17 protein-coding genes and 7 tRNA genes are annotated in these 18,202 nt (G+C 74.1%); 15 read left to right on the forward strand and 9 right to left on the reverse strand.

The features are described from left to right. Positions 1–134 precede the first annotated feature (134 nt). The 3 genes from cobT (at position 135) to ACFWZH_RS13415 (ending at position 6,605) form a co-directional block, all read left to right on the forward strand. Positions 135–4,322, forward strand: coding sequence for a nicotinate-nucleotide--dimethylbenzimidazole phosphoribosyltransferase (gene cobT, locus ACFWZH_RS13405; protein ID WP_384428920.1), 4,188 nt, complete (start codon positions 135–137; stop codon positions 4,320–4,322). Positions 4,323–4,497: 175 nt separating this feature from the next. Beyond that, positions 4,498–5,736 carry a uroporphyrinogen-III C-methyltransferase gene (gene cobA / locus ACFWZH_RS13410; protein WP_384428922.1) on the forward strand — a complete coding sequence of 413 codons (1,239 nt, stop codon included), beginning with the start codon at positions 4,498–4,500 and terminating at the stop codon, positions 5,734–5,736. A gap of 53 nt (positions 5,737–5,789) precedes the next feature. Continuing rightward, positions 5,790–6,605 carry a TrmH family RNA methyltransferase gene (locus ACFWZH_RS13415; RefSeq protein ID WP_384428925.1) on the forward strand — a complete coding sequence of 272 codons (816 nt, stop codon included), beginning with the start codon at positions 5,790–5,792 and terminating at the stop codon, positions 6,603–6,605. Positions 6,606–6,718: 113 nt separating this feature from the next. Here the strand turns inward: ACFWZH_RS13415 and ACFWZH_RS13420 are convergent, their stop codons facing one another. Beyond that, positions 6,719–8,071, reverse strand: a complete 1,353-nt coding sequence (locus ACFWZH_RS13420; protein WP_384428928.1) for a serine/threonine-protein kinase — start codon at positions 8,069–8,071, stop codon at positions 6,719–6,721. 619 nt (positions 8,072–8,690) lie between these two features. On the opposite strand from ACFWZH_RS13420, the gene ACFWZH_RS13425 reads away from it, so the two are divergent. The 3 genes from ACFWZH_RS13425 (at position 8,691) to ACFWZH_RS13435 (ending at position 10,507) form a co-directional block, all read left to right on the forward strand. Then, complete coding sequence (locus ACFWZH_RS13425; RefSeq protein WP_384428931.1) at positions 8,691–8,900, forward strand: hypothetical protein; 210 nt, start codon at positions 8,691–8,693, stop codon at positions 8,898–8,900. Positions 8,901–9,162: 262 nt separating this feature from the next. Next, positions 9,163–10,155, forward strand: a complete 993-nt coding sequence (locus ACFWZH_RS13430; RefSeq protein ID WP_384428934.1) for a phosphotransferase family protein — start codon at positions 9,163–9,165, stop codon at positions 10,153–10,155. A 73-nt stretch (positions 10,156–10,228) separates the two neighbouring features. Continuing rightward, positions 10,229–10,507: a zf-TFIIB domain-containing protein gene (locus tag ACFWZH_RS13435; RefSeq protein WP_384428937.1), complete on the forward strand. Its 279-nt coding sequence runs from the start codon at positions 10,229–10,231 to the stop codon at positions 10,505–10,507. Between the two features lie 59 nt (positions 10,508–10,566). Here the strand turns inward: ACFWZH_RS13435 and ACFWZH_RS13440 are convergent. The 5 genes from ACFWZH_RS13440 to ACFWZH_RS13460 all read right to left on the reverse strand — a co-directional run bounded on the left by ACFWZH_RS13440 (position 10,567) and on the right by ACFWZH_RS13460 (position 11,023). Continuing rightward, positions 10,567–10,638: transfer RNA gene (locus ACFWZH_RS13440), tRNA-Val, on the reverse strand. Between the two features lie 34 nt (positions 10,639–10,672). Then, positions 10,673–10,744 (reverse strand) — tRNA-Val (locus tag ACFWZH_RS13445). 24 nt (positions 10,745–10,768) lie between these two features. Further along, positions 10,769–10,840: transfer RNA gene (locus tag ACFWZH_RS13450), tRNA-Val, on the reverse strand. A gap of 1 nt (position 10,841) precedes the next feature. Continuing rightward, a tRNA-Cys gene (locus ACFWZH_RS13455) sits at positions 10,842–10,915 on the reverse strand. Between the two features lie 35 nt (positions 10,916–10,950). Next, positions 10,951–11,023: transfer RNA gene (locus ACFWZH_RS13460), tRNA-Gly, on the reverse strand. A gap of 177 nt (positions 11,024–11,200) precedes the next feature. Between ACFWZH_RS13460 and ACFWZH_RS13465 the strand changes: the two genes are divergently transcribed. From ACFWZH_RS13465 to ACFWZH_RS13475, 3 genes are read left to right on the forward strand one after another with little or no spacing between them, the layout of a single operon-like run. Further along, positions 11,201–12,250: a chorismate-binding protein gene (locus tag ACFWZH_RS13465; RefSeq protein ID WP_384428939.1), complete on the forward strand. Its 1,050-nt coding sequence runs from the start codon at positions 11,201–11,203 to the stop codon at positions 12,248–12,250. Positions 12,251–12,263: 13 nt separating this feature from the next. Continuing rightward, the gene (locus ACFWZH_RS13470; RefSeq protein WP_384428942.1) at positions 12,264–13,088 is read left to right on the forward strand and encodes an aminotransferase class IV; all 825 of its coding nucleotides are present in this window, start codon (positions 12,264–12,266) and stop codon (positions 13,086–13,088) included. 34 nt (positions 13,089–13,122) lie between these two features. Beyond that, the gene (locus tag ACFWZH_RS13475) at positions 13,123–13,953 is read left to right on the forward strand and encodes a GNAT family N-acetyltransferase (protein WP_384428945.1); all 831 of its coding nucleotides are present in this window, start codon (positions 13,123–13,125) and stop codon (positions 13,951–13,953) included. Between the two features lie 64 nt (positions 13,954–14,017). Here ACFWZH_RS13475 and ACFWZH_RS13480 read toward each other — a convergent pair whose 3' ends face one another. After that, complete coding sequence (locus ACFWZH_RS13480) at positions 14,018–14,539, reverse strand: DsbA family protein (RefSeq protein ID WP_384428948.1); 522 nt, start codon at positions 14,537–14,539, stop codon at positions 14,018–14,020. Between the two features lie 172 nt (positions 14,540–14,711). On the opposite strand from ACFWZH_RS13480, the gene ACFWZH_RS13485 reads away from it, so the two are divergent. Both ACFWZH_RS13485 and ACFWZH_RS13490 read left to right on the forward strand, forming a co-directional pair. Further along, positions 14,712–15,161: a hypothetical protein gene (locus ACFWZH_RS13485; protein WP_384428951.1), complete on the forward strand. Its 450-nt coding sequence runs from the start codon at positions 14,712–14,714 to the stop codon at positions 15,159–15,161. Between the two features lie 68 nt (positions 15,162–15,229). Next, positions 15,230–15,385, forward strand: coding sequence for a hypothetical protein (locus tag ACFWZH_RS13490; protein WP_384428953.1), 156 nt, complete (start codon positions 15,230–15,232; stop codon positions 15,383–15,385). A gap of 36 nt (positions 15,386–15,421) precedes the next feature. Here the strand turns inward: ACFWZH_RS13490 and ACFWZH_RS13495 are convergent, their stop codons facing one another. Together ACFWZH_RS13495 and ACFWZH_RS13500 are read right to left on the reverse strand one after the other, a co-directional pair. Beyond that, a complete protein-coding gene (locus ACFWZH_RS13495) occupies positions 15,422–15,988 on the reverse strand; it encodes a CGNR zinc finger domain-containing protein (RefSeq protein WP_384428956.1) in 567 nt (188 codons plus the stop codon). Between the two features lie 246 nt (positions 15,989–16,234). Continuing rightward, positions 16,235–16,648: an SsgA family sporulation/cell division regulator gene (locus tag ACFWZH_RS13500; RefSeq protein WP_003959770.1), complete on the reverse strand. Its 414-nt coding sequence runs from the start codon at positions 16,646–16,648 to the stop codon at positions 16,235–16,237. Between the two features lie 189 nt (positions 16,649–16,837). On the opposite strand from ACFWZH_RS13500, the gene ACFWZH_RS13505 reads away from it, so the two are divergent. From ACFWZH_RS13505 to ACFWZH_RS13520, 4 genes are all read left to right on the forward strand, one after another. Then, positions 16,838–17,269, forward strand: coding sequence for a TIGR02611 family protein (locus tag ACFWZH_RS13505; protein WP_384428959.1), 432 nt, complete (start codon positions 16,838–16,840; stop codon positions 17,267–17,269). Between the two features lie 90 nt (positions 17,270–17,359). Beyond that, a tRNA-Val gene (locus tag ACFWZH_RS13510) sits at positions 17,360–17,431 on the forward strand. 85 nt (positions 17,432–17,516) lie between these two features. Next, positions 17,517–17,978 (forward strand): SRPBCC family protein, encoded by a 462-nt coding sequence (locus ACFWZH_RS13515; protein ID WP_384428962.1) that lies wholly within the window; start codon positions 17,517–17,519, stop codon positions 17,976–17,978. Between the two features lie 72 nt (positions 17,979–18,050). Continuing rightward, positions 18,051–18,122, forward strand: a tRNA-Val gene (locus ACFWZH_RS13520). Positions 18,123–18,202: the final 80 nt, after the last annotated feature.

An 18,202-nucleotide genomic window follows, 5' to 3' on the forward strand; every position in this document is an offset into this window, starting at 1 on the left:
AATATGAAGCTGTGGAGAGCGGACGTGCCGCGAGGCGTGCTCGCTCGTTCTAGCTATCGGGGCGTCGGCGCGCCCCGGTCGAGCGCGTCGCACGAGCGGTTGGAAGGAGCACTACCAATGGGCGAGGGGTACGCATGACCGACACCGGCCAGGTCCCGGGCGAGGGACTGCCGGAGAGCGCAGGCGGACATCCCGGGCAGCCGCAGCCGGCGGCCGCTCCTTCCCCTGCCGACCCCGGACCGACGGAGCTGCCGGGCATGGTGACCCCTCCGGGTGAATACCCCTACCTCGACCAGACCGACGGCGTCGTCGAGGACGACGATCTGCTGCTGATGCCGGGTGCCCAGGGCGCCTGGAGCGAGCAGCCGGCACCGCTGCCGCCGGAGACCCACCAGGGCGCGGCCCCGCAGCCGCAGCACGCGCCGCCGTTCGACCCGACCGCGCAGCCGGCCGCCGGCTACGAGCCGATGCCCGCCCAGGCCGGCGACCACGAGAGCGGCGGCCGGGACTCCGGTTCGGTCGACCTCAGCGCCGTCCGCATTCCCCAGCCCGCCGCCCCGCCGCCGCCGGACCGCGCCCGTGCGACGGCGTCGCCGGCGCGCCGTCCGCTGCACATGGGCCCGCCCGTCCCCGACGCGACCGGCGGCGTGGTCCGTTCGCTCGCCGACCGCGGCCCCGCCGAGACCCCGGCGCAGAGCGCCGCGCGGCACGTCGGCGTGCCGACCGGCGGCCCCGAGTACTTCGACGCCCCGGCCGAGGCCCCCGAGGCCGCTCCGGGCGAACAGCCGGTGCCCGGCGCGCCGGTGCCCGACGGCCAGCCGTACGCGGAGCAGCCCGTCGGCGAGCCGACGCCCGGTCAGGCCTTCGCGGTGCCGCCGCACGGTGAGCAGCCCTACGGTGGCGGGCCCGGCGGCGCGCCTGCCTACGGTGGGCAGTTGTCCGCGGAGCAGACCTATGGGGCCGCGGGTCAGGGCCCGTTGCCCGGTCCGCAGCTCGGCGAGATCCCTTCGCAGATCCCGCAGTGGGGCCAGGCGCCGGCCGAGGCCGTCGCGGCTCCGGTTGCGGAAACGGTCGCCCCCGCTGACGCCGCCGTCCCCGCCGACGCCGCCGTGCCGGCCGGCGAGGCCGTCCAGCCGGTCGCACAGGACGTGCCGTCGCCCGCCGGACCGGCGCCGGCGGCGCCCCTGCCGGCGCCCGCCGAGGACGGTGCGCAGCCCGGCGACGCGGCCGTGGTCGCGGACACTGCCGGTGCCGAGGCCGCCGCGGCCGAAGCGGTGCCGGCCGCCGCGCCGGTCGAGGCGCCGGGGGAGCCGCAGGACGTGGCCGCGGCGACGCTGCCCGACGCGGTGCCGCCCGGTCAGGACGGACCGGCCGCCGTGGAAGCGGCTGTCGCGGACGCCGTGGCCGCGGACGCCGTCGCGGCGGAGGCGCCGACCGCCGATGCCGTGGCGCCGGACGTGCCCGCGCCCCACGCCCCGGCTCAGGAGGCGCCCGTCCAGCAGGCCCCCGCACCGGACGCGCCCGCGCCCGCGGCTGCCCAGCAGCCCGAGGCGGCCGCCGCCGAGGGCGAGCCGCAGCCCGTGGACCAGCAGCAGCCCGCCGAGGAGAGCGCGGAGCCGGCACCGCCCACCCCCGAGGCCGTCGAGGCTCCCGTCGCGGACGTTCCGGCCGCGCAGCCCGTGGCGGAGCAGCCGCCCGCCGCAGAGCCGGACGCGCCGCAGGCCGCCCCCGAGGCCCCCGCCGCGCCGCAGGCCGCCGACCAGCCCCAGCCCGACCAGCCGGTCGCCCCGACCGCCGACGCCCCGCCGCAGCCCGAGGCCGCCGCCCCGGCCCAGGCCCCCGCGGACGCTCCCGAAGCCGCCGTCCCGGCGGCCGAGCCCGTGGCCGCCCCGGTCGCCGCACCGCAGGGCCCCGTCGCCATGCCCATGGCCGAGGACGCCGCGCCCGTGGACCAGACGGCCATAGAGCCGCCGCAGGCGCAGCAGCCGGCGGACGTACAGCCGCAGCCCGGCGCCCCCGAGGACCCCGTGGCGCAGCAGCCCGCCGAGGCGCTCGCGCCGGAGGCCGCGCCCCAGGGCGCCGACGCCCCCGACGAGCAGCAGCCGGCGGTTGCCGCCCCGGACGACCCGGCCGAGGCGGCCTCGGCCCCCGAGCCCGCCGCCCCCGCCGCGCACATCGAGGCCGACGGCCCCGCCGAGGCCACGACCACCGACGCGGCCGCCGCCGAGCCTGCGGCCGCCGCCGAGCCCGCGGCGGCCGCCGGGCCCACCCCGCCCGACGCCCCCGCCGAAGCGCCCGCCGACCCGCAGCCCGTGACCGTCCACATCCCCGCCCAGGCGTCCGGCGACCAGCCCGTCGCGCAGGTCGCGCCGCCGGCCACCGCGGACGACACCACCGGCCCCGCCGCGCCCGCGGCCGACGACCAGCCGGAGGCGGCCGTGCCCCCGCAGCCCGAGGCGACCGACGACGAGGCCCCCCGGCAGCAGGACGCCGCCGAACTCGTCCAGCTCGGCGAGGACCAGGACGACGACCAGCCGGAGGCGGCCGAGGCGGACCAGCCCGCGGCCGACGAGGCCCAGCCCGCCACGGCCCCCGCCGCCGGTTACGACGACTCCGAGCGCGCCGCCGTGCACCGCGTGATCCGCGAGCGCCGCGACATCCGCAACGGCTTCCGCGGCGACCCGATCCCCAACGAGGTGCTGCTGCGCGTCCTGGAAGCGGCGCACACCGCCCCCAGCGTCGGCCACTCCCAGCCCTGGGACTTCGTCGTCATCCGCTCGGCCGAGACCCGCGAGAAGATGCACCAGCTCGCCATGCGGCAGCGCGAGGCGTACGCCAAGTCGCTGCCCAAGGCGCGCGCCAAGCAGTTCCGCGAGCTGAAGATCGAGGCGATCCTCGAAACGCCGGTGAACATCGTCGTCACCGCCGACTCCACCCGCGGCGGCCGGCACACCCTCGGCCGGCACACCCAGCCGCAGATGGCCCCGTACTCCTCCGCGCTCGCGGTCGAGAACCTCTGGCTCGCCGCCCGCGCCGAGGGCCTGGGCGTCGGCTGGGTCAGCTTCTTCGACGAGCGGGAGATGGTCCGCGAGCTGGGCCTGCCCGAGCACCTCGAAGTCGTCGCCTACCTGTGCGTGGGATACGTCGACGAGTTCCCCGAGGAGCCCGAGCTGCTGCAGGCCGGCTGGTCCAAGCGCCGGCCGCTGTCCTGGGTCGTCCACGAGGAGACCTACGGCCGCCGCGCGCTGCCCGGCGAGAGCCCGCACGACCTCCTCCAGGAGACCCTGCAAGGCATCCGCCCGCTGGACGCCAAGGCGCTCGGCGAGGCCTGGGAGCGGCAGAAGCGGATGACCAAGCCCGCCGGCGCACTGGGCATGCTGGAGATCATCTCCGCGCAGCTGTGCGGCCTGTCCCGCAAGTGCCCGCCGCCGATCCCGGAGCCGGCCGCCGTCGCGATCTTCGCCGGCGACCACGGCGTGCACGCCCAGGGCGTGACCCCCTGGCCCCAGGAGGTCACCGGCCAGATGGTCGCCAACTTCCTGGGCGGCGGCGCGGTGTGCAACGCCTTCGCCAACCAGGTCGGCGCCGAGGTGTGCGTCGTGGACGTCGGAGTGGCCGGGGAACTCCCCGCCACGCCCGGACTGCTGCCGCGCAAGGTCCGCGCCGGCACCGCCGACTTCACGGCCGGCCCGGCGATGACGCAGGAGGAGGTCCTCAAGGCGATCGAGGTCGGCATCGAGACCGCCCGCGACCTCGTGGCGGCCGGCAACAAGGCGCTGCTCACGGGCGAGATGGGCATCGCCAACACCACCACCTCCGCCGCGCTGATCGCCGTCTACACCGGCGTCGACCCGGTCGAGGTCACCGGCCGCGGCACCGGCATCAACGACGAGACGCACGCCCGCAAGGTCGACGTGGTCCGCCGCGCCCTGGAGCTCCACCAGCCCGACCCGTCCGACCCGATCGGCGTCCTCGCCGCGATCGGCGGACTGGAGCACGCGGCCATGGTCGGCCTGATCCTCGGAGGCGCCTCGCTGCGCACACCGGTGATCCTGGACGGCGTCAGTGCCGGCGCCGCCGCCCTGGTGGCCCGCGCCATCGCACCCGAGGCACTGGCCGCCTGCATCGCGGGCCACCGCAGCGCCGAACCGGGCCATGTCGCGGCGCTGAACAAGCTGGGTCTGCGCCCGCTGGTCGACCTCGATCTGCGCCTGGGCGAGGGCACCGGCGCCCTGCTCGCCCTGCCCGTGGTCCAGAGCGCCGCCCGTGCCATGCACGAGGTCGCCACCTTCGACTCCGCCGGAGTGACGGAGAAGAGCTGAGCGGCGGCGGCCGGGACCGGCCGCCCCCGCATGACCCCCGGCCCGCAGCCCCATAGGCTGTGGGCCGGGGCCGTACCGCCCCCGTGGGCCGCATCACCCCCTGTCAGCCGCTCCGGAGCCGCAGCGACTGAGCTGGTCGTCGAACTCGTACCACCGCACAAGGAGCCGCACCGCCATGGCTGAGCACGCCGCCGAACACGCCGCCTACCCCGTCGGACTGCGGCTGTCCGGCCGCAGGGTGGTCGTCCTGGGGGCCGGGCAGGTCGCCCAGCGGCGGCTCCCCTCGCTCGTCGCCGCCGGCGCCGACGTCCTGCTCGTCTCCCCGTCCGCCACCCCGTCCGTCGAGGCGATGGCCGACGCCGGCGAGATCCGCTGGGAGCGCCGCCGCTACCAGGCCGGCGATCTCGCCGACGCCTGGTACGCGCTGATCTCCACCGACGACCCGCAGGCCAACGCCGCCGCGTCCCAGGAGGCCGAGGACCGCCGGGTGTGGTGCGTACGCGCCGACGACGCCGAAGCCGCCACCGCCTGGACGCCGGCCACCGGCCGCAGCGAGGGCGTGACCGTCGCCGTGCTCACCGGCCGCGACCCGCGCCGCTCCGCCGCCGTGCGCGACGCCATCGTCGAGGGCCTGCGCGACGGCAGCATCGCCGCCCCGCACCACCGCCGCCCGCACACGCCCGGCGTGGCACTGGTCGGCGGCGGCCCCGGCGACCCGGACCTGATCACCGTCCGCGGCCGCCGCCTCCTGGCCGAGGCCGACGTCGTCATCGCCGACCGCCTCGGCCCCCGCGACCTGCTCGCCGAACTCCCCCCGCACGTCGAGGTCATCGACGCCGCGAAGATCCCCTACGGTCGCTTCATGGCCCAGGAGGCCATCAACAACGCGCTGATCGAGCACGCCAAGGCGGGCAAGGCCGTGGTCCGCCTCAAGGGCGGCGACCCGTTCGTCTTCGGCCGCGGCATGGAGGAGGCCCAGGCGCTCGCCGAGGCCGGCATCCCCTGCACGGTCGTGCCCGGCATCTCCAGCACCATCTCGGTCCCCGGCGCCGCCGGCATCCCCGTCACCCACCGCGGCGTCGCCCATGAGTTCACCGTCGTCAGCGGCCATGTCGCCCCCGACGACGAGCGCTCGCTGGTCGACTGGTCCTCGCTCGCGAAGCTGCGCGGCACCCTCGTCGTCCTGATGGGCGTGGAGAACAGCGGCGCCATCGCGGCCAAGCTCATCGAGCACGGCCGCCCCGCCGGAACCCCGGCCGCCGTCATCCAGGAGGGCACCACCGCCACGCAGCGACGGGTGGACGCGACCCTGGCGACCCTGGGCGAGACCGTACGAGCCGAGGGCGTCCGCCCCCCGGCGGTCATCGTCATCGGCGACGTCGTCACCGTCGGCACCCCCGCTACCCACAGGTAACCGATCCCGCACGCGGCATTGGAACCTCGACACCGACAAGGCACTATCTCCCCGTGGCAGAAATCATCACCGTCGACGACCCGGACGACCCGCGGCTGGCCGACTACACCGGCCTGACCGACGTCGAACTGCGGCGCCGGCGCGAGCCCGCGGAAGGGCTCTTCATCGCCGAGGGCGAGAAGGTCATCCGGCGCGCCCGGCACGCCGGCTACGAGATGCGCTCCATGCTGCTCTCGGCCAAGTGGGTCGATGTCATGCGCGATGTCATCGACGAGGTCCCGGCTCCGGTCTACGCCGTCAGCCCCGACCTCGCCGAACGGGTGACGGGCTATCACGTGCACCGCGGGGCGCTGGCCTCCATGCAGCGCAAGCCGCTGCCCGCGGCCGGCGAGCTGCTCGCCGCCTCCCGCCGCATCGTGGTCATGGAAGCGGTCAACGACCACACCAACATCGGCGCGATCTTCCGCAGCGCCGCGGCCCTCGGCATGGACGCGGTGCTGCTCTCCCCGGACTGCGCCGACCCGCTCTACCGGCGCTCGGTGAAGGTCTCCATGGGCGCGGTGTTCTCCGTGCCGTACGCCCGTCTGGAGAGCTGGCCCCGCGATCTGTCCGTCGTACGGGAAGCGGGCTTCAAGCTGCTGGCGCTCACCCCGGCCGAGCAGGCCACCGCCATCGACGAGGCCGCCCCGCACACCCTGGAGCGCGCCGCCCTGATGCTGGGCGCGGAGGGCGACGGGCTGACCACCGGTGCCCTGCGGGCCGCCGACGAATGGGTCCGCATCCCGATGGCGCACGGCGTGGACTCGCTCAACGTCGGTGCGGCCGCAGCGGTGGCGTTCTACGCCGTGGCGACGGGCCGCCCGGCCTGACGGAAGGGCTGCCCGGCCTGTGGGAGGGGCCGGCCGTCTGACAGGAAGGACCGTCCGACGGGAATACCCCCCACCCCCACCCCGTTGTGGCCCGCAAGGGGCGCCCACATCCCCTAAGGGTTCTGTTCCCCCACCCCGTAGGGCCCCTCCGAGCCCCCCTGCACCGCGACCGGAACCGACCGTTCCACCCCCAGCGCGTGGGCCGGGCCCTGACACCCCTGGGCCGCCGCGATACCGAGCGCCACCAGCAGCGTCACCACCACGAACACGATGACCCGCTGGCGCAGCAGCCGCCGGTCGGGGCCGGGCCGGCGTCCGCCCGCGCCCGTGCGCACCGGGGTCCGCGCACCGTTCCGGCCGGTGGGCCGTGCTCCCGGCACCCGCCGCGCGTTGCGCCCGCCGGTCCGCTGGTTCTTCCCCGCGCCCGATGCCGGAGCGGCCGGCCGGGCGGCGGAGTCACGCGGCGCCGAAGGACGCGACGGGTGCGAACGCGGCGCCGACGCACCGGCCGTCCGCCGCTCGGTGCGCTGCCGTGTGTACTCCTCGGCGCGCTGCCCGGTCGGGCGGTCCGAGGGACGGCGCTCCGTACGACCCCAACCCGGCCCGCCGCCGGCGCCGTTCTCCAAAGGACCGCCGGACAGACCGTGCGCCTCACGGGCCGCGATCTCCTTGAGCCGCAGCGACAGCGACAGGGTGCTGGGGCGGTCCGCCGGGTCCTTGGCCAGACACGAGGCGAGCAGCGGGGCCAGCGCGTCCGGCACCCCGGCCAACTGCGCCTCCTCGTGGACCACGCGGTAGAGCATGACCTCCGAACTTCCCTGCCCGAACGGGGAGTCGGCGGTACAGGTGTAGGCGAGGGTGGCGCCCAGCGCGAAGATGTCGGTGGCCGGCGTCACGGCGGCCCCGCGGACCTGTTCGGGCGCCAGGAAGCCCGGCGAGCCGACGGCCGTGCCGACGTGCGTCAGCGTGCTGGCGCCGGTCGCCCAGGCGATACCGAAGTCGATGATCCGCGGGCCCTTGGGCGACAGCAGGATGTTGGACGGCTTCAGGTCGCGGTGCACCACACCCGCGTCGTGCACGGCCAGCAGGCCCTCCGACAGCGCCGCGCCGATCGAGGCGACCTGCGCCGGCGACAGCGGGCCCTCCTCGTTGACCTTGTCGTGCAGCGAGGGACCCGGTACGTACTGGGTGGCGAACCAGGGGCGGTCGGCGTCGAGATCGGCCGCGACCAGCCGGGCCGTGCAGCCGCCGCGGATCCGGCGGGCCGCCGAGACCTCGCGGGCGAACCGCGAGCGGAACTCCTGATCCTCCGCCAGGTCCGGCCGGATCACCTTCAGCGCCACCCGCTGGCCGCGCTTGTCCGAACCGAGATAGACCACACCCATCCCGCCGGCGCCGAGCCGGCGGTGCAGCCGGAACGTCCCGACGACACGCGGGTCCTCGCGTCGGAGCCGCATCATCGCCATGTCCGTCCCCTACCTGCGGTGGGTAAGACCCCTCCGCTGCCAACCGTCTGACGTGGCACAGCTTACGGATTGACGGCTCACTGTGCTGATAGGCCGCGCATGCGTCGGCGACCGGATTGTCGGTGGCGGGTGCGATCCTCGGAACGGGGGAGGGAATCGGCCGCCGCGCGCCCCGACTTCCCGTCCGTCCTCTCAAAGATCGTTCCCAGAAGGGGGATTGACGCAGTGAAAGGTGAGCGGGACGGGGCGGCGCGGGACGCCGCGGAGGCGTCCCGGGCGGCGGAAAGCCCGGCGGGAAGCGCGCACCGCGGGGGCCGGACGGTGCCGCGCGGGGGAGCTGACGACGTGAGAGAGGTCACGCCGAGGCCGCCTGGGAGGGCCCGCGGCCGGGGGATGCGCGGCGCCCCCTGGGGGATCTCCCCAACGCCCCGGCGCCCTCTCTCCACCCAGGGGAGTACACGAGGAGCCGTCCCGTCATCCTCCCGGAGGCCGACCAATAGGTACGACGGCATGACGCCCTCCGCCCTCCGCGTGCCTAGTGTTGTCTCCAAGCGGCGGGCGCAGCACTCGTCCCCCGAGGTCAGACGCCCGCCGCTCCAGACACGACGGGAGCGGGACGATGGATCGGATCTCAGGACTGACGGCGCTTCGGGCGCAGGGGCGCAGGTTCGCCTCGACGCTCGGCGGCCACCAGTCCTCGGGCACCCGCCATCCCCTCGTCGCGGTGGCCATGGTGCTGCCGCTGGCGATCGTTCTCGCCGTGGTCTTCGGCGGCTGGGAGGCCGTCATCACACAGGCGTCGTCCGTGGCCGGAATGCTGGGGCGCTGAACGGCGTCCCAGGCCCGGGAGAGCGGCCCGGGACGGGGGACTCCGGCCGAAAACCCCGTGGGGACGGGGGTGCGGCGGACGGCACGAACGGCCGGGCATCTGGGGAGATGCCCGGCCTTCGAGCTGTCCGGGCCCGCCGCCCGACCGGTTGCGCCCCGCGCGGTCCGTCCGCACCGCGCGTACGATCCGAGGCCGGGCCGCACCCCTTCGCACCACCACCCACGGCGCATCCGGCCCGCGGCGGCCCCGGGGGAGGGGAACCATGACCGCACCACCGCCCGGCCGCCCCGGCGCCCCGGCCACCGCGTCCGAGGTGCTCGCCGACCGCCCCGACGGCACCGTCGTCCGCAGCGGTCGTACGGTCACCAAGACCCACGCCCCCGACGCCGACCAGCGCGACATCGCCGCCCGGCTGCGCATCGCCGCCCACCCCCTCCTGCACGGCATCCTGCTGCCCCCGCTCCCGGTCACCGCCCCCGACGGCCTTCTCACCCGCACCGGCGACGGCCGCGCGGTCACCCACTGGCCCTACGGCAGCCCGGTCCCGCCCGACGATCCGGACGCCGCTCCCTGGGAGGACGCCGCCCGGCTGCTGGCCCGGCTGCACGGCGTCGACCCCCGCCAACTGCCCGGCCCCGTCCCGCCGATGCGCGGCCCCGCCAAGGCCGCCCGCGCGCTGGCCCGTATGCGCGGCGCCCTGACGACCGCCGCCGGCCCGCTCCCCGCGCCCCGTACACCGGTGCCCAGCCCCGGAAACCTCCCCGCGGCCGCCGCGGTCACGGCCCGCGCCTGGTCCCTGCTCCCGCCGTGGGCCCGGGGAGCCGCCCCACCGCCGCAGCCCGGCGTCCTCTGCCACGGCGATCTGCATCTGGGCCAGCTCGTCCGCCACCCGGCCGCGGACGGCCCCTGGCTCCTGATAGACATCGACGACCTGGGCCTGGGCGACGGAGCCTGGGACCTGGCCCGCCCCGCCGCCTGGTTCGCCACCGGCCTGCTCGCACCGGACATCTGGGCGCGCTTCCTGGCCGCCTACCGCGCCGCGGGCGGCCGCGCCGTACGCCCCGACGGCGACCCCTGGCCCGACCTGGAGATACCCGCCCGCGCCCTGACCGTGCAGACCGCCGCGCTCGCCGTCGCCAAGGCCGCCGCCGCATCCCGCGCCCTGGACGAGATCGAGTCCGCGGTCGTCGACGCCTGTGCCCGGATGACTTCCCTGCCGCGGCAGTTGGGGCCCGCCGGCCGCGTCGTAGGGTGAACACCTCGCCGCCGGGAGACCGTTCGGGCGGCGCCGCCGTGGGCGGCAGCAGATGATGGGAGTTGAGCCGACGATGCAGTGTCCCAAGTGCCATGCACCGATGCAGACATACCAGCGCAATGGCGTGCAGATCGAGCAGTGCGCCGGCTGCCGGGGGATCTTCCTGGACTACGGCGAGCTGGAGGCGCTGACCCGTCTTGAGGCGCAGTGGACCCAGCAGGCCCCGCCGCCGCCCGCTCCGCAGGCCTACCCGGCAGCGCCCGCCTGGGGCGCCCCGCACCAGGGCCACCACGGCCACCACGGTCATCATGGGCACCACCGCAGCTTCGGCCACATGCTGTTCTCGTCCTGAACGAAACCGCACAAAGCCCGAGGGCCGGAGCGAGATGCTCCGGCCCTCGGGCTTGAGTGTGGACGATACTGGGATTGAACCAGTGACCTCTTCCGTGTCAGGGAAGCGCTCTCCCGCTGAGCTAATCGTCCTCGGGACCGCGGATCACGAAGATCCGCAGCTGCGTGCGCGATACTGGGATTGAACCAGTGACCTCTTCCGTGTCAGGGAAGCGCTCTCCCGCTGAGCTAATCGCGCGGGGGCCCGGTGGAGCCGGACCAGTGGACGATACTGGGATTGAACCAGTGACCTCTTCCGTGTCAGGGAAGCGCTCTCCCGCTGAGCTAATCGTCCTTGGAGGTGGAGACGGGATTTGAACCCGTGTAGACGGCTTTGCAGGCCGTTGCCTCGCCTCTCGGCCACTCCACCAGGAGTGAGGGGGTTCGGGAAGATCCCCCACATCGAGCGGACGACGAGACTCGAACTCGCGACATCCACCTTGGCAAGGTGGTGCTCTACCAACTGAGCTACGTCCGCAGGTGTCTCTCCCAGACTACGTCGGGGAGCTACTCCGCCTCCGGGGCGCTTGCGCGTCCCGGCGACGTGTTGAACTCTAGCGGATTCCGGGGCCAGTACAAAAACGCGTTTGTGCAGCGTGCTGCGCTGCTCGCTCGGCACAGGCGGGTCGGCGGTCCCCGCCATAGACTCGCTGACGTGCATGACTTCGCTCCGATGGCCCGCTTCGGCGGCCTGATAGCCACCGGCCTGCGGGATGTGACCTGCGATCCCGCGGCCCTGGACTCCACTGGCTGGTGGGCCGTGACCGCCGACTTCGAGGGCTCGGTGGTGTGCGCCCGCTTCACCGACGTACGCCCCGCCACGGCCGCGGACGCGCCCGCCCCCGACGGCTGGTGCGGCCCCGCCCCCACCGCCTGGACCAGCTCCCTGGACCGCGACGCCTATACCGGCGGCGTACGGCGCATCCGTGAACACATCGCGGCCGGCGACGTCTACCAGGTGAACCTCTGCCGCGTGCTGACCGCGCCGCTGCCCGACCCCGCCCGCACCGACGTCGACGCGCTCTCCGCGGTGCTGGCCCGTGGCAACCCGGCCCCGTACGCCGGCACGATCCGGCTGCCCGAGCACGGCGTCGAGATCGCCGGCGCCTCCCCGGAGCTGTATCTGCGGCGCGACGGCCGCACCGTCTCCTCCGGCCCCATCAAGGGCACCGGCCGGACCGCGGCCGACCTCTCGGAGAAGGACCGCGCGGAGAACGTGATGATCGTGGACCTGGTCCGCAACGATCTCGGCCGGGTCTGCGCCACCGGATCGGTCACCGTCCCGGCACTGTGTGCCGTCGAGGAGCACCCCGGCCTGGTCCACCTGGTCTCCACGGTGAGCGGGGAGCTGGACCCGGCCAACGAGAAGAGCGCCTGGGCGGACCTGCTGACGGCCACCTTCCCGCCCGGGTCGGTCACCGGAGCCCCCAAGTCCAGCGCGCTGCGGATCATCGACGAACTGGAGACCGCGCCCCGCGGCCCGTACTGCGGAGGCATCGGCTGGGTCGACGCCGACCGCCGCACCGGCGAGCTCTCCGTCGGCATCCGTACGTTCTGGCTGGACCGCACCCCGCCCGGCGGACCGGTGCTCCGCTTCGGCGCCGGTGCGGGGATCATCTGGGACTCCGATCCGGAGCGGGAGTGGGCCGAGACGGAGTTGAAGGCCGGCCGACTGCTCGCGGTAGCGTCGGGCTGCACGAGGTGAGTGGAGGAAAGCGATGAGGATCTGGCTCGACGGGGCACTGCGGGACGCCGAGGGCGCCCGGGTCTCGGTCTTCGACCACGGGCTGACGGTCGGCGACGGCGTCTTCGAGACCATCAAGGCCGACCACGGACGCGCCTTCGCCCTCACCCGCCATCTGGAGCGCCTGGCCACCTCCGCCCGCGGTCTCGGCCTGCCCGAACCCGACCTGGACGAGGTACGGCGCGGCTGCGCGGCCGTCCTCGACGCCAACCCGATGGCGCTGGGCCGGCTGCGGATCACCTACACCGGCGGTGTCTCCCCGCTCGGCTCGGACCGCGGCGAGGCCGGTCCCACCCTGGTCATCGCGCTCTCCGCGACCGCGCGCCGCCCCGACACCACCGCCGCCGTCACCGTCCCCTGGACCCGTAACGAACGCGGTGCGCTCGCCGGCCTGAAGACCACCTCGTACGGCGAGAACGTCGTCGCGCTGGCCCGCGCCCGCGAACGGGGCGCCTCCGAGGCGCTGTTCGCCAACACCGTCGGCGCGCTCTGCGAGGGCACGGGCTCCAATGTCTTCGTCGTCCTGGACGGCGAACTGCACACCCCGCCGCTGCACTCCGGCTGCCTCGCGGGCATCACCCGCGCCCTGACCGTCGCCTGGGCCGGCGCCAAGGAGACCGATCTGCCGCTGGACGCCCTGGAGCGGGCCGAGGAGGTCTTCTTGACCTCCACCCTGCGCGACGTGCAGGCCGTGACCCGGATCGACGGCCGCCAACTGGCCGACACTCCGGGCCCGGTGACCGCGGAAGCCATGCGGATCTTCGACGAGCACTCCGCCGCCGACTTCGATCCGCGGTGATGACGGGCCCGCGCGGGGCGAGTAGAAAGTCCTCGTGACCACTACGCTGCGCCCCGCCGGACCGGAAGAGCGACACGACGACGGCAGCCGGGCCCGTCGGTACGACGTCTGCGTCAACAGCCGCCGGGTCGGCGGGATCCGGCTGGCGACGGACGCCCGGTTCGGGCCGACGGCCGGCCGGATCGCGTCTTTGGACATCGACCCGGCGGACCGGCACCGCGGCCGCGCCACCGTCGCCGCGCTCGCCGCCGAGGAGGTGCTGCGCGGCTGGGGCTGCCGGCAGATCGAGCTGACCGTCCCGGCCGAGGCCGAGGCCGCCCTGCGGCTCGCGGCGGCGCTGGGCTACACCGAGCGCAGCCGCACGATGAGCAAGCCGCTGGCCGGGTCGCCCCGCCTGCCCGAGGGCAGCCTCGACCTGCCGCTGAGCGAGGCGGAGTACCCGGCCTGGCGCGACGCCGCGCTCGCCGAGTACGTCCGTACCCAGCTGGGGCAGGGGATGTCCCGGGCCCGCGCCGAGGAGAGTTCGCTGGCGGCCCATGGCGCGCTGCTGCCGGACGGCGCGGCCACCGCCGACCAGGCACTGCGGATCCTCGTCCACGACGGCACGGAGGTCGGCAGCGTCTGGCTCGCGCTGCGGATGCCGGAGCAGCCGGGCGGCTATGTCGTCGACGTCCAGGTGGCGCCCGGCCACCGCGGGCACGGCCACGGCCGCACCCTGATGCTGGTCGCCGAGCGCGAGAGCCTGGCCGCGGGGTGCACCTGCCTCGGCCTGAACGTCTACGCGGGCAACACGCCGGCCCGCGGCCTGTACGACTCGCTGGGCTACCGGCCCACGGCGCACCTGCTGTGGAAGCCGATCCTGTGAGCGGACGGGCAGCCCACCGGCAGGGGGCGTGGGGCCTGCTCCGGGGGATCCGGGTCGGCCGGGTCTAGCCCTGCTCGGCCAGCAGGCGGTCGGCGATCTCCTCGATACGGGCGCGCAGGCCCTCCTGGCTCTTGCCGCCGTCCAACCGCTCGTCGCCGATCACATACGTCGGGGTGCCGGTCACCCCGATGGCCTTGCCCTCGGCCTGGTCCGCGTCGACGATCAGCAGATGCCGCCCGTCGATCAGCGCGGTGTCCAGCTCCTCGGTGTCCAGCCCCAGCTCCCCGGCGACCTCCAGCAGCAGCTTCTCGCCGCGCTTGCCGAGCTCCTCGGCGCGCGCCAGCACCGCCTCGACGTACGGCCAGCCCTGCACCTGCTCCATGGCCTCCTCGGCGGCCTGCGCGGCCACATAGGCGTGCGGGTGCTTCGCCAGGGGGAAGTGGCGCAGCCGGATGTCCAGCCGGTCGCCGTAGCGCTCGCGCAGCGCCCGCAGGTCCGTGAGGGAGGTGCGGCAGTCCGGGCACTGCAGTTCGCACCAGACGTCCAGGACGGGACGGGCGGGGGCGGAGGTGGTGGCGTCGTTCATGGGGCCAGTCTTCCAGTCCGGCGCCGGCCGGCCGAACCGGGACCTGCGGAGGATCGTGACCCCGAGATGTCCCTGATGCCGTACCGGAACATGGCCGACCGGGGGCCGGACAAGGCAGGATGGAAGGGAGCAGAGCGCTGTCTGCTCGCCCATCCACCGGCAGGAGGACCGGATGCTGACCTCGACCGTCTGTGCCGCGGTGTCGGCGGCGGGCCTGGGCATCGCCGCGCTGACGGCGTACCGCAAGCGGTTCCTGGCCGCGACCCGCATCGCCGCCTTTTCGCTGATCCCCATCGGGCTGGTGATGACCGGCGTCATCGACTGGCTCACCGGCATCGTCTTCAAGCCCACGGTCTGGGCCGGCTTCGGCCTGCTCGCGCTCTCCGCCGTGCTGTTCATGATCAGCCGGGGCGTCGAGCGCCGCAGGGGCGGGATCGGCGGACGCAAGGAGCGCAGGTCCGCGGCGGCCGCCAAGCCGGACGCGGTGGCGCCTGCCGCCTCCGCACCCTCCCTCGGCGCGGGGCGCGGGGCCGCCAAGGGGAAGGCTCCGCGGGGCGGGGACAGTGCACCCAAGGATGACTTCTCGGACATCGAAGCGATCCTGAAAAAGCACGGGATCTGATGAACTACCGCTGCTGAGACGCTTATTGGGCGTAGTCAGACGATCATCTGCGTCATGATGCGCGCGAGATGAACGATGAGTGCGCCCTCGCCCAAGACGACGCCCCGTCCGCCGAACCGCGCGGTTGCCTGTTCGCGCTGTCCCAGCCGCCGCTGATGCTCTTCCTCGCCGTCATCGGCTTCCTGCTCCTCCTAGGCGCCGTACACGACCTCTTCATCCTGTGAGGCCGGCCGTGCCCCGCCGCCCGACCCCGGCGGTGCTCAGCCCGCCGCCTCCCGTCGCCGCGCCCGGTAGGCGGCGACATGCAGGCGGTTTCCGCAGGTGCGGCTGTCGCAGTAGCGCCGGGAGCGGTTGCGGGAGAGATCGACGAAGGTGTGCCGGCAGTCCGGCGCCTCGCAGTACCGCAGCCGCTCGCGCTCTCCGGCGACGACGATGAAGGCCAGCGCCATCCCGCCGTCCGCGGCCAGATGGTCGGCGACCGACGCGTCCGGCGCGAAGTAGTGGACGTGCCAGTCGTACCCGTCGTGGTCGGTCAGCTGCGGTGTGGTGCCCGCCGAGGCGACCAGCGCGTTGAGCCGCTCGGCCGCGGTGCGGTCGTCCTCGGCCGCGAAGACCTCGGCGAACCGCGCCCGGACCGCCCGTACGGCCGCCAGATCGCCGGGGCCCAGTGCGCCCACCCCGCTGACGTCGTTGCGCCGTACGAAGTCCTCCAGGCTCGCCAGGTCGGTCAGGCTGTCCGGCGCGCCGGGCGCCTCGCCCTCCGGGGCGGTGTTGAGCAGGTCGACGACCGCGTCCAGCGCGCACCGGGTGTCATGGGTGATCATCACGGTTCCGCTCCCTGGCCGCCTGAGGCCGGACGGGTGCCGCCCGGTGCCGTTGCCGAATGGTCGCCGACTCTAGCGTCTGGAACAAGTTCCACAGCGCCTGGAACAAGCTCCAGCGTCGCCTCCGCGGTGGGCCCGCGGCGGCGACGCCGAAGTGTGCCGTATGAACTTGTCGGTCCTGCGCCGTCTCCCCGAGTCGGACGGTCGCAAGTGTGAGCGGGTGAGTGCTTTCGGTTACCTCTCCGCGTCTCAGCTCTCCGCCAGGATGTGGGAGAGCTCGGTGTCGAGATCGAAATGCCGGTGCTCCGTACCGGGCGGTACGGCGGCATCGGTCCTTTTGAGGAACGACTCGAGGGCCCGTGCGGGCGCCTCCAGCAGTGCTTCGCCTTCCGGGGAGCTCAGGGCGATGCAGACAACGCCCTGCCCGTGACTCCGGGACGGCCATACGCGGACGTCTCCGGTGCCGGTGGGTCGGTGCAGACCCTCGGCGAGGAGGTCGCGGGCGAAAACCCACTCGACGGTCTCCTCGGCTCCGGTGTGGAAGGTGGCATGCACGGCATAGGGATCGGCCGTGTCATACCGCAGGCCCGCGGGTACAGGCAGTGAGGACTCGCTCGACACAACGAGGCGCAGGTGCAGCTCGCAGCTGACCGTGGTGTTCATAAGCGCCAGGGCCTTTCGCTCAGTGTGCGCTCGGGGATTCGCACGTCGGCGAAATCGACATGCCACCTACGGTGCCGTTGTAAACCCCTCTGACGGTTTTGAGTGGTTTCAGGTACCTCTTACGGCGGATTGCGAGATCGTCCCCGGCGGTAATTCCGCGGAGTGATCCCGTCCGGTAAGTTTGGCAGTATGAATACGCAGAGTAACGGGGGGCCGGGAGTCGTCGAGGAGGATGCCGTGCCGGCCGAGCAACCACTCGGATCGCGAGCGCCGCACTTCATCAAGCGCTCCCGGCCGCTGCACATGAGCTGGCAGGTCGGGGTCTTCGTCGTCGGTCTCGCGGTGGTCGTGGCCGGAGTGATCATGCTGCCGCTGCCGGGTCCCGGCTGGCTGGTGATCTTCGGCGGTATGGCGATCTGGGCGACGGAATTCGTCTGGGCGCAGCTGGTGCTGCGGTGGACCAAGCGGAAGGTCACCGAAGCGGCCCAGAAGGCGCTCGATCCCAAGGTGCGGCGCCGCAACATCATTCTCACCACCATCGGCATGGTGATCATCGCGGCGGCGCTCGCGGTCTATGTGTGGAAGTTCGGCTTCGCGATGCCCTGGAACGTCTCCGAGTGACCTGGCGCTGATTCGGCCGCGCTGCGCCAAGGCGGCCCGGGCCATGGTCATGAGTGCCCGCCGACGTGGGGTAATGTTGGCGGTGCGCCCGGGCGATTAGCTCAGTGGGAGAGCGCTTCGTTCACACCGAAGAGGTCACTGGTTCGAACCCAGTATCGCCCACCCCGGACGACGGCCCGGAGACTTCCAAGTCTCCGGGCCGTCGCAGTTGTTGGGCGCGTGCGGCCGCCGGGCGCACACTGGGCCCATGCCCGACTGGTCGCGCCGGCTGCACCACTACCGCTTTCGCAGCGTATGGCTGCTCGACGCCCCGCCGGCGGCCGTCTACGCCGCCCTGGCGCACGCCGAGGCATACCCCCGGTGGTGGCCGCAGGTCCGCGAGGTCACCGCGCTCGACGACCGCAGCGGCACCGCCCGGTTCAGGTCGCTGCTGCCCTACGACCTGAAGGTCACCGCGACCGAGCGGGTGCGGGACCCGGAGGCGGGGCTGCTGGAGATCGCGATGCGGGGGGACCTGGAGGGCTGGGCGCGCTGGACGGTCGCGCCCGCGGGCGGCGGCACCCGGGCCGTATTCGATCAGGACGTCGAGGTCCGCAAGCCGCTGCTGCGGCGGTTCGCGCTGGTGGGGCGCCCGCTGTTCGTAGCCAATCACGCGCTGATGATGCGGGCCGGACGGCGGGGGCTGGCCGCCAGGCTGGCCCGCGGCTGACAGGAATTTGATGGAAGGCCCGGACGACCTGTATTGTTCAGGTCGTTCGCGAGGGAAACCTCGCCGACACCCGGGCGATTAGCTCAGTGGGAGAGCGCTTCGTTCACACCGAAGAGGTCACTGGTTCGAACCCAGTATCGCCCACCGGATCAAGAACCGGGCCACCAAAAGGTGGCCCGGTTTTTTGCTGGCGGAATGCCGCGGCCGGAATTCCCGTCCGGTGG

Origin of the sequence: Streptomyces sp. NPDC059008, assembly GCF_042749045.1 — a bacterium.
Taxonomy (GTDB): domain Bacteria; phylum Actinomycetota; class Actinomycetes; order Streptomycetales; family Streptomycetaceae; genus Streptomyces.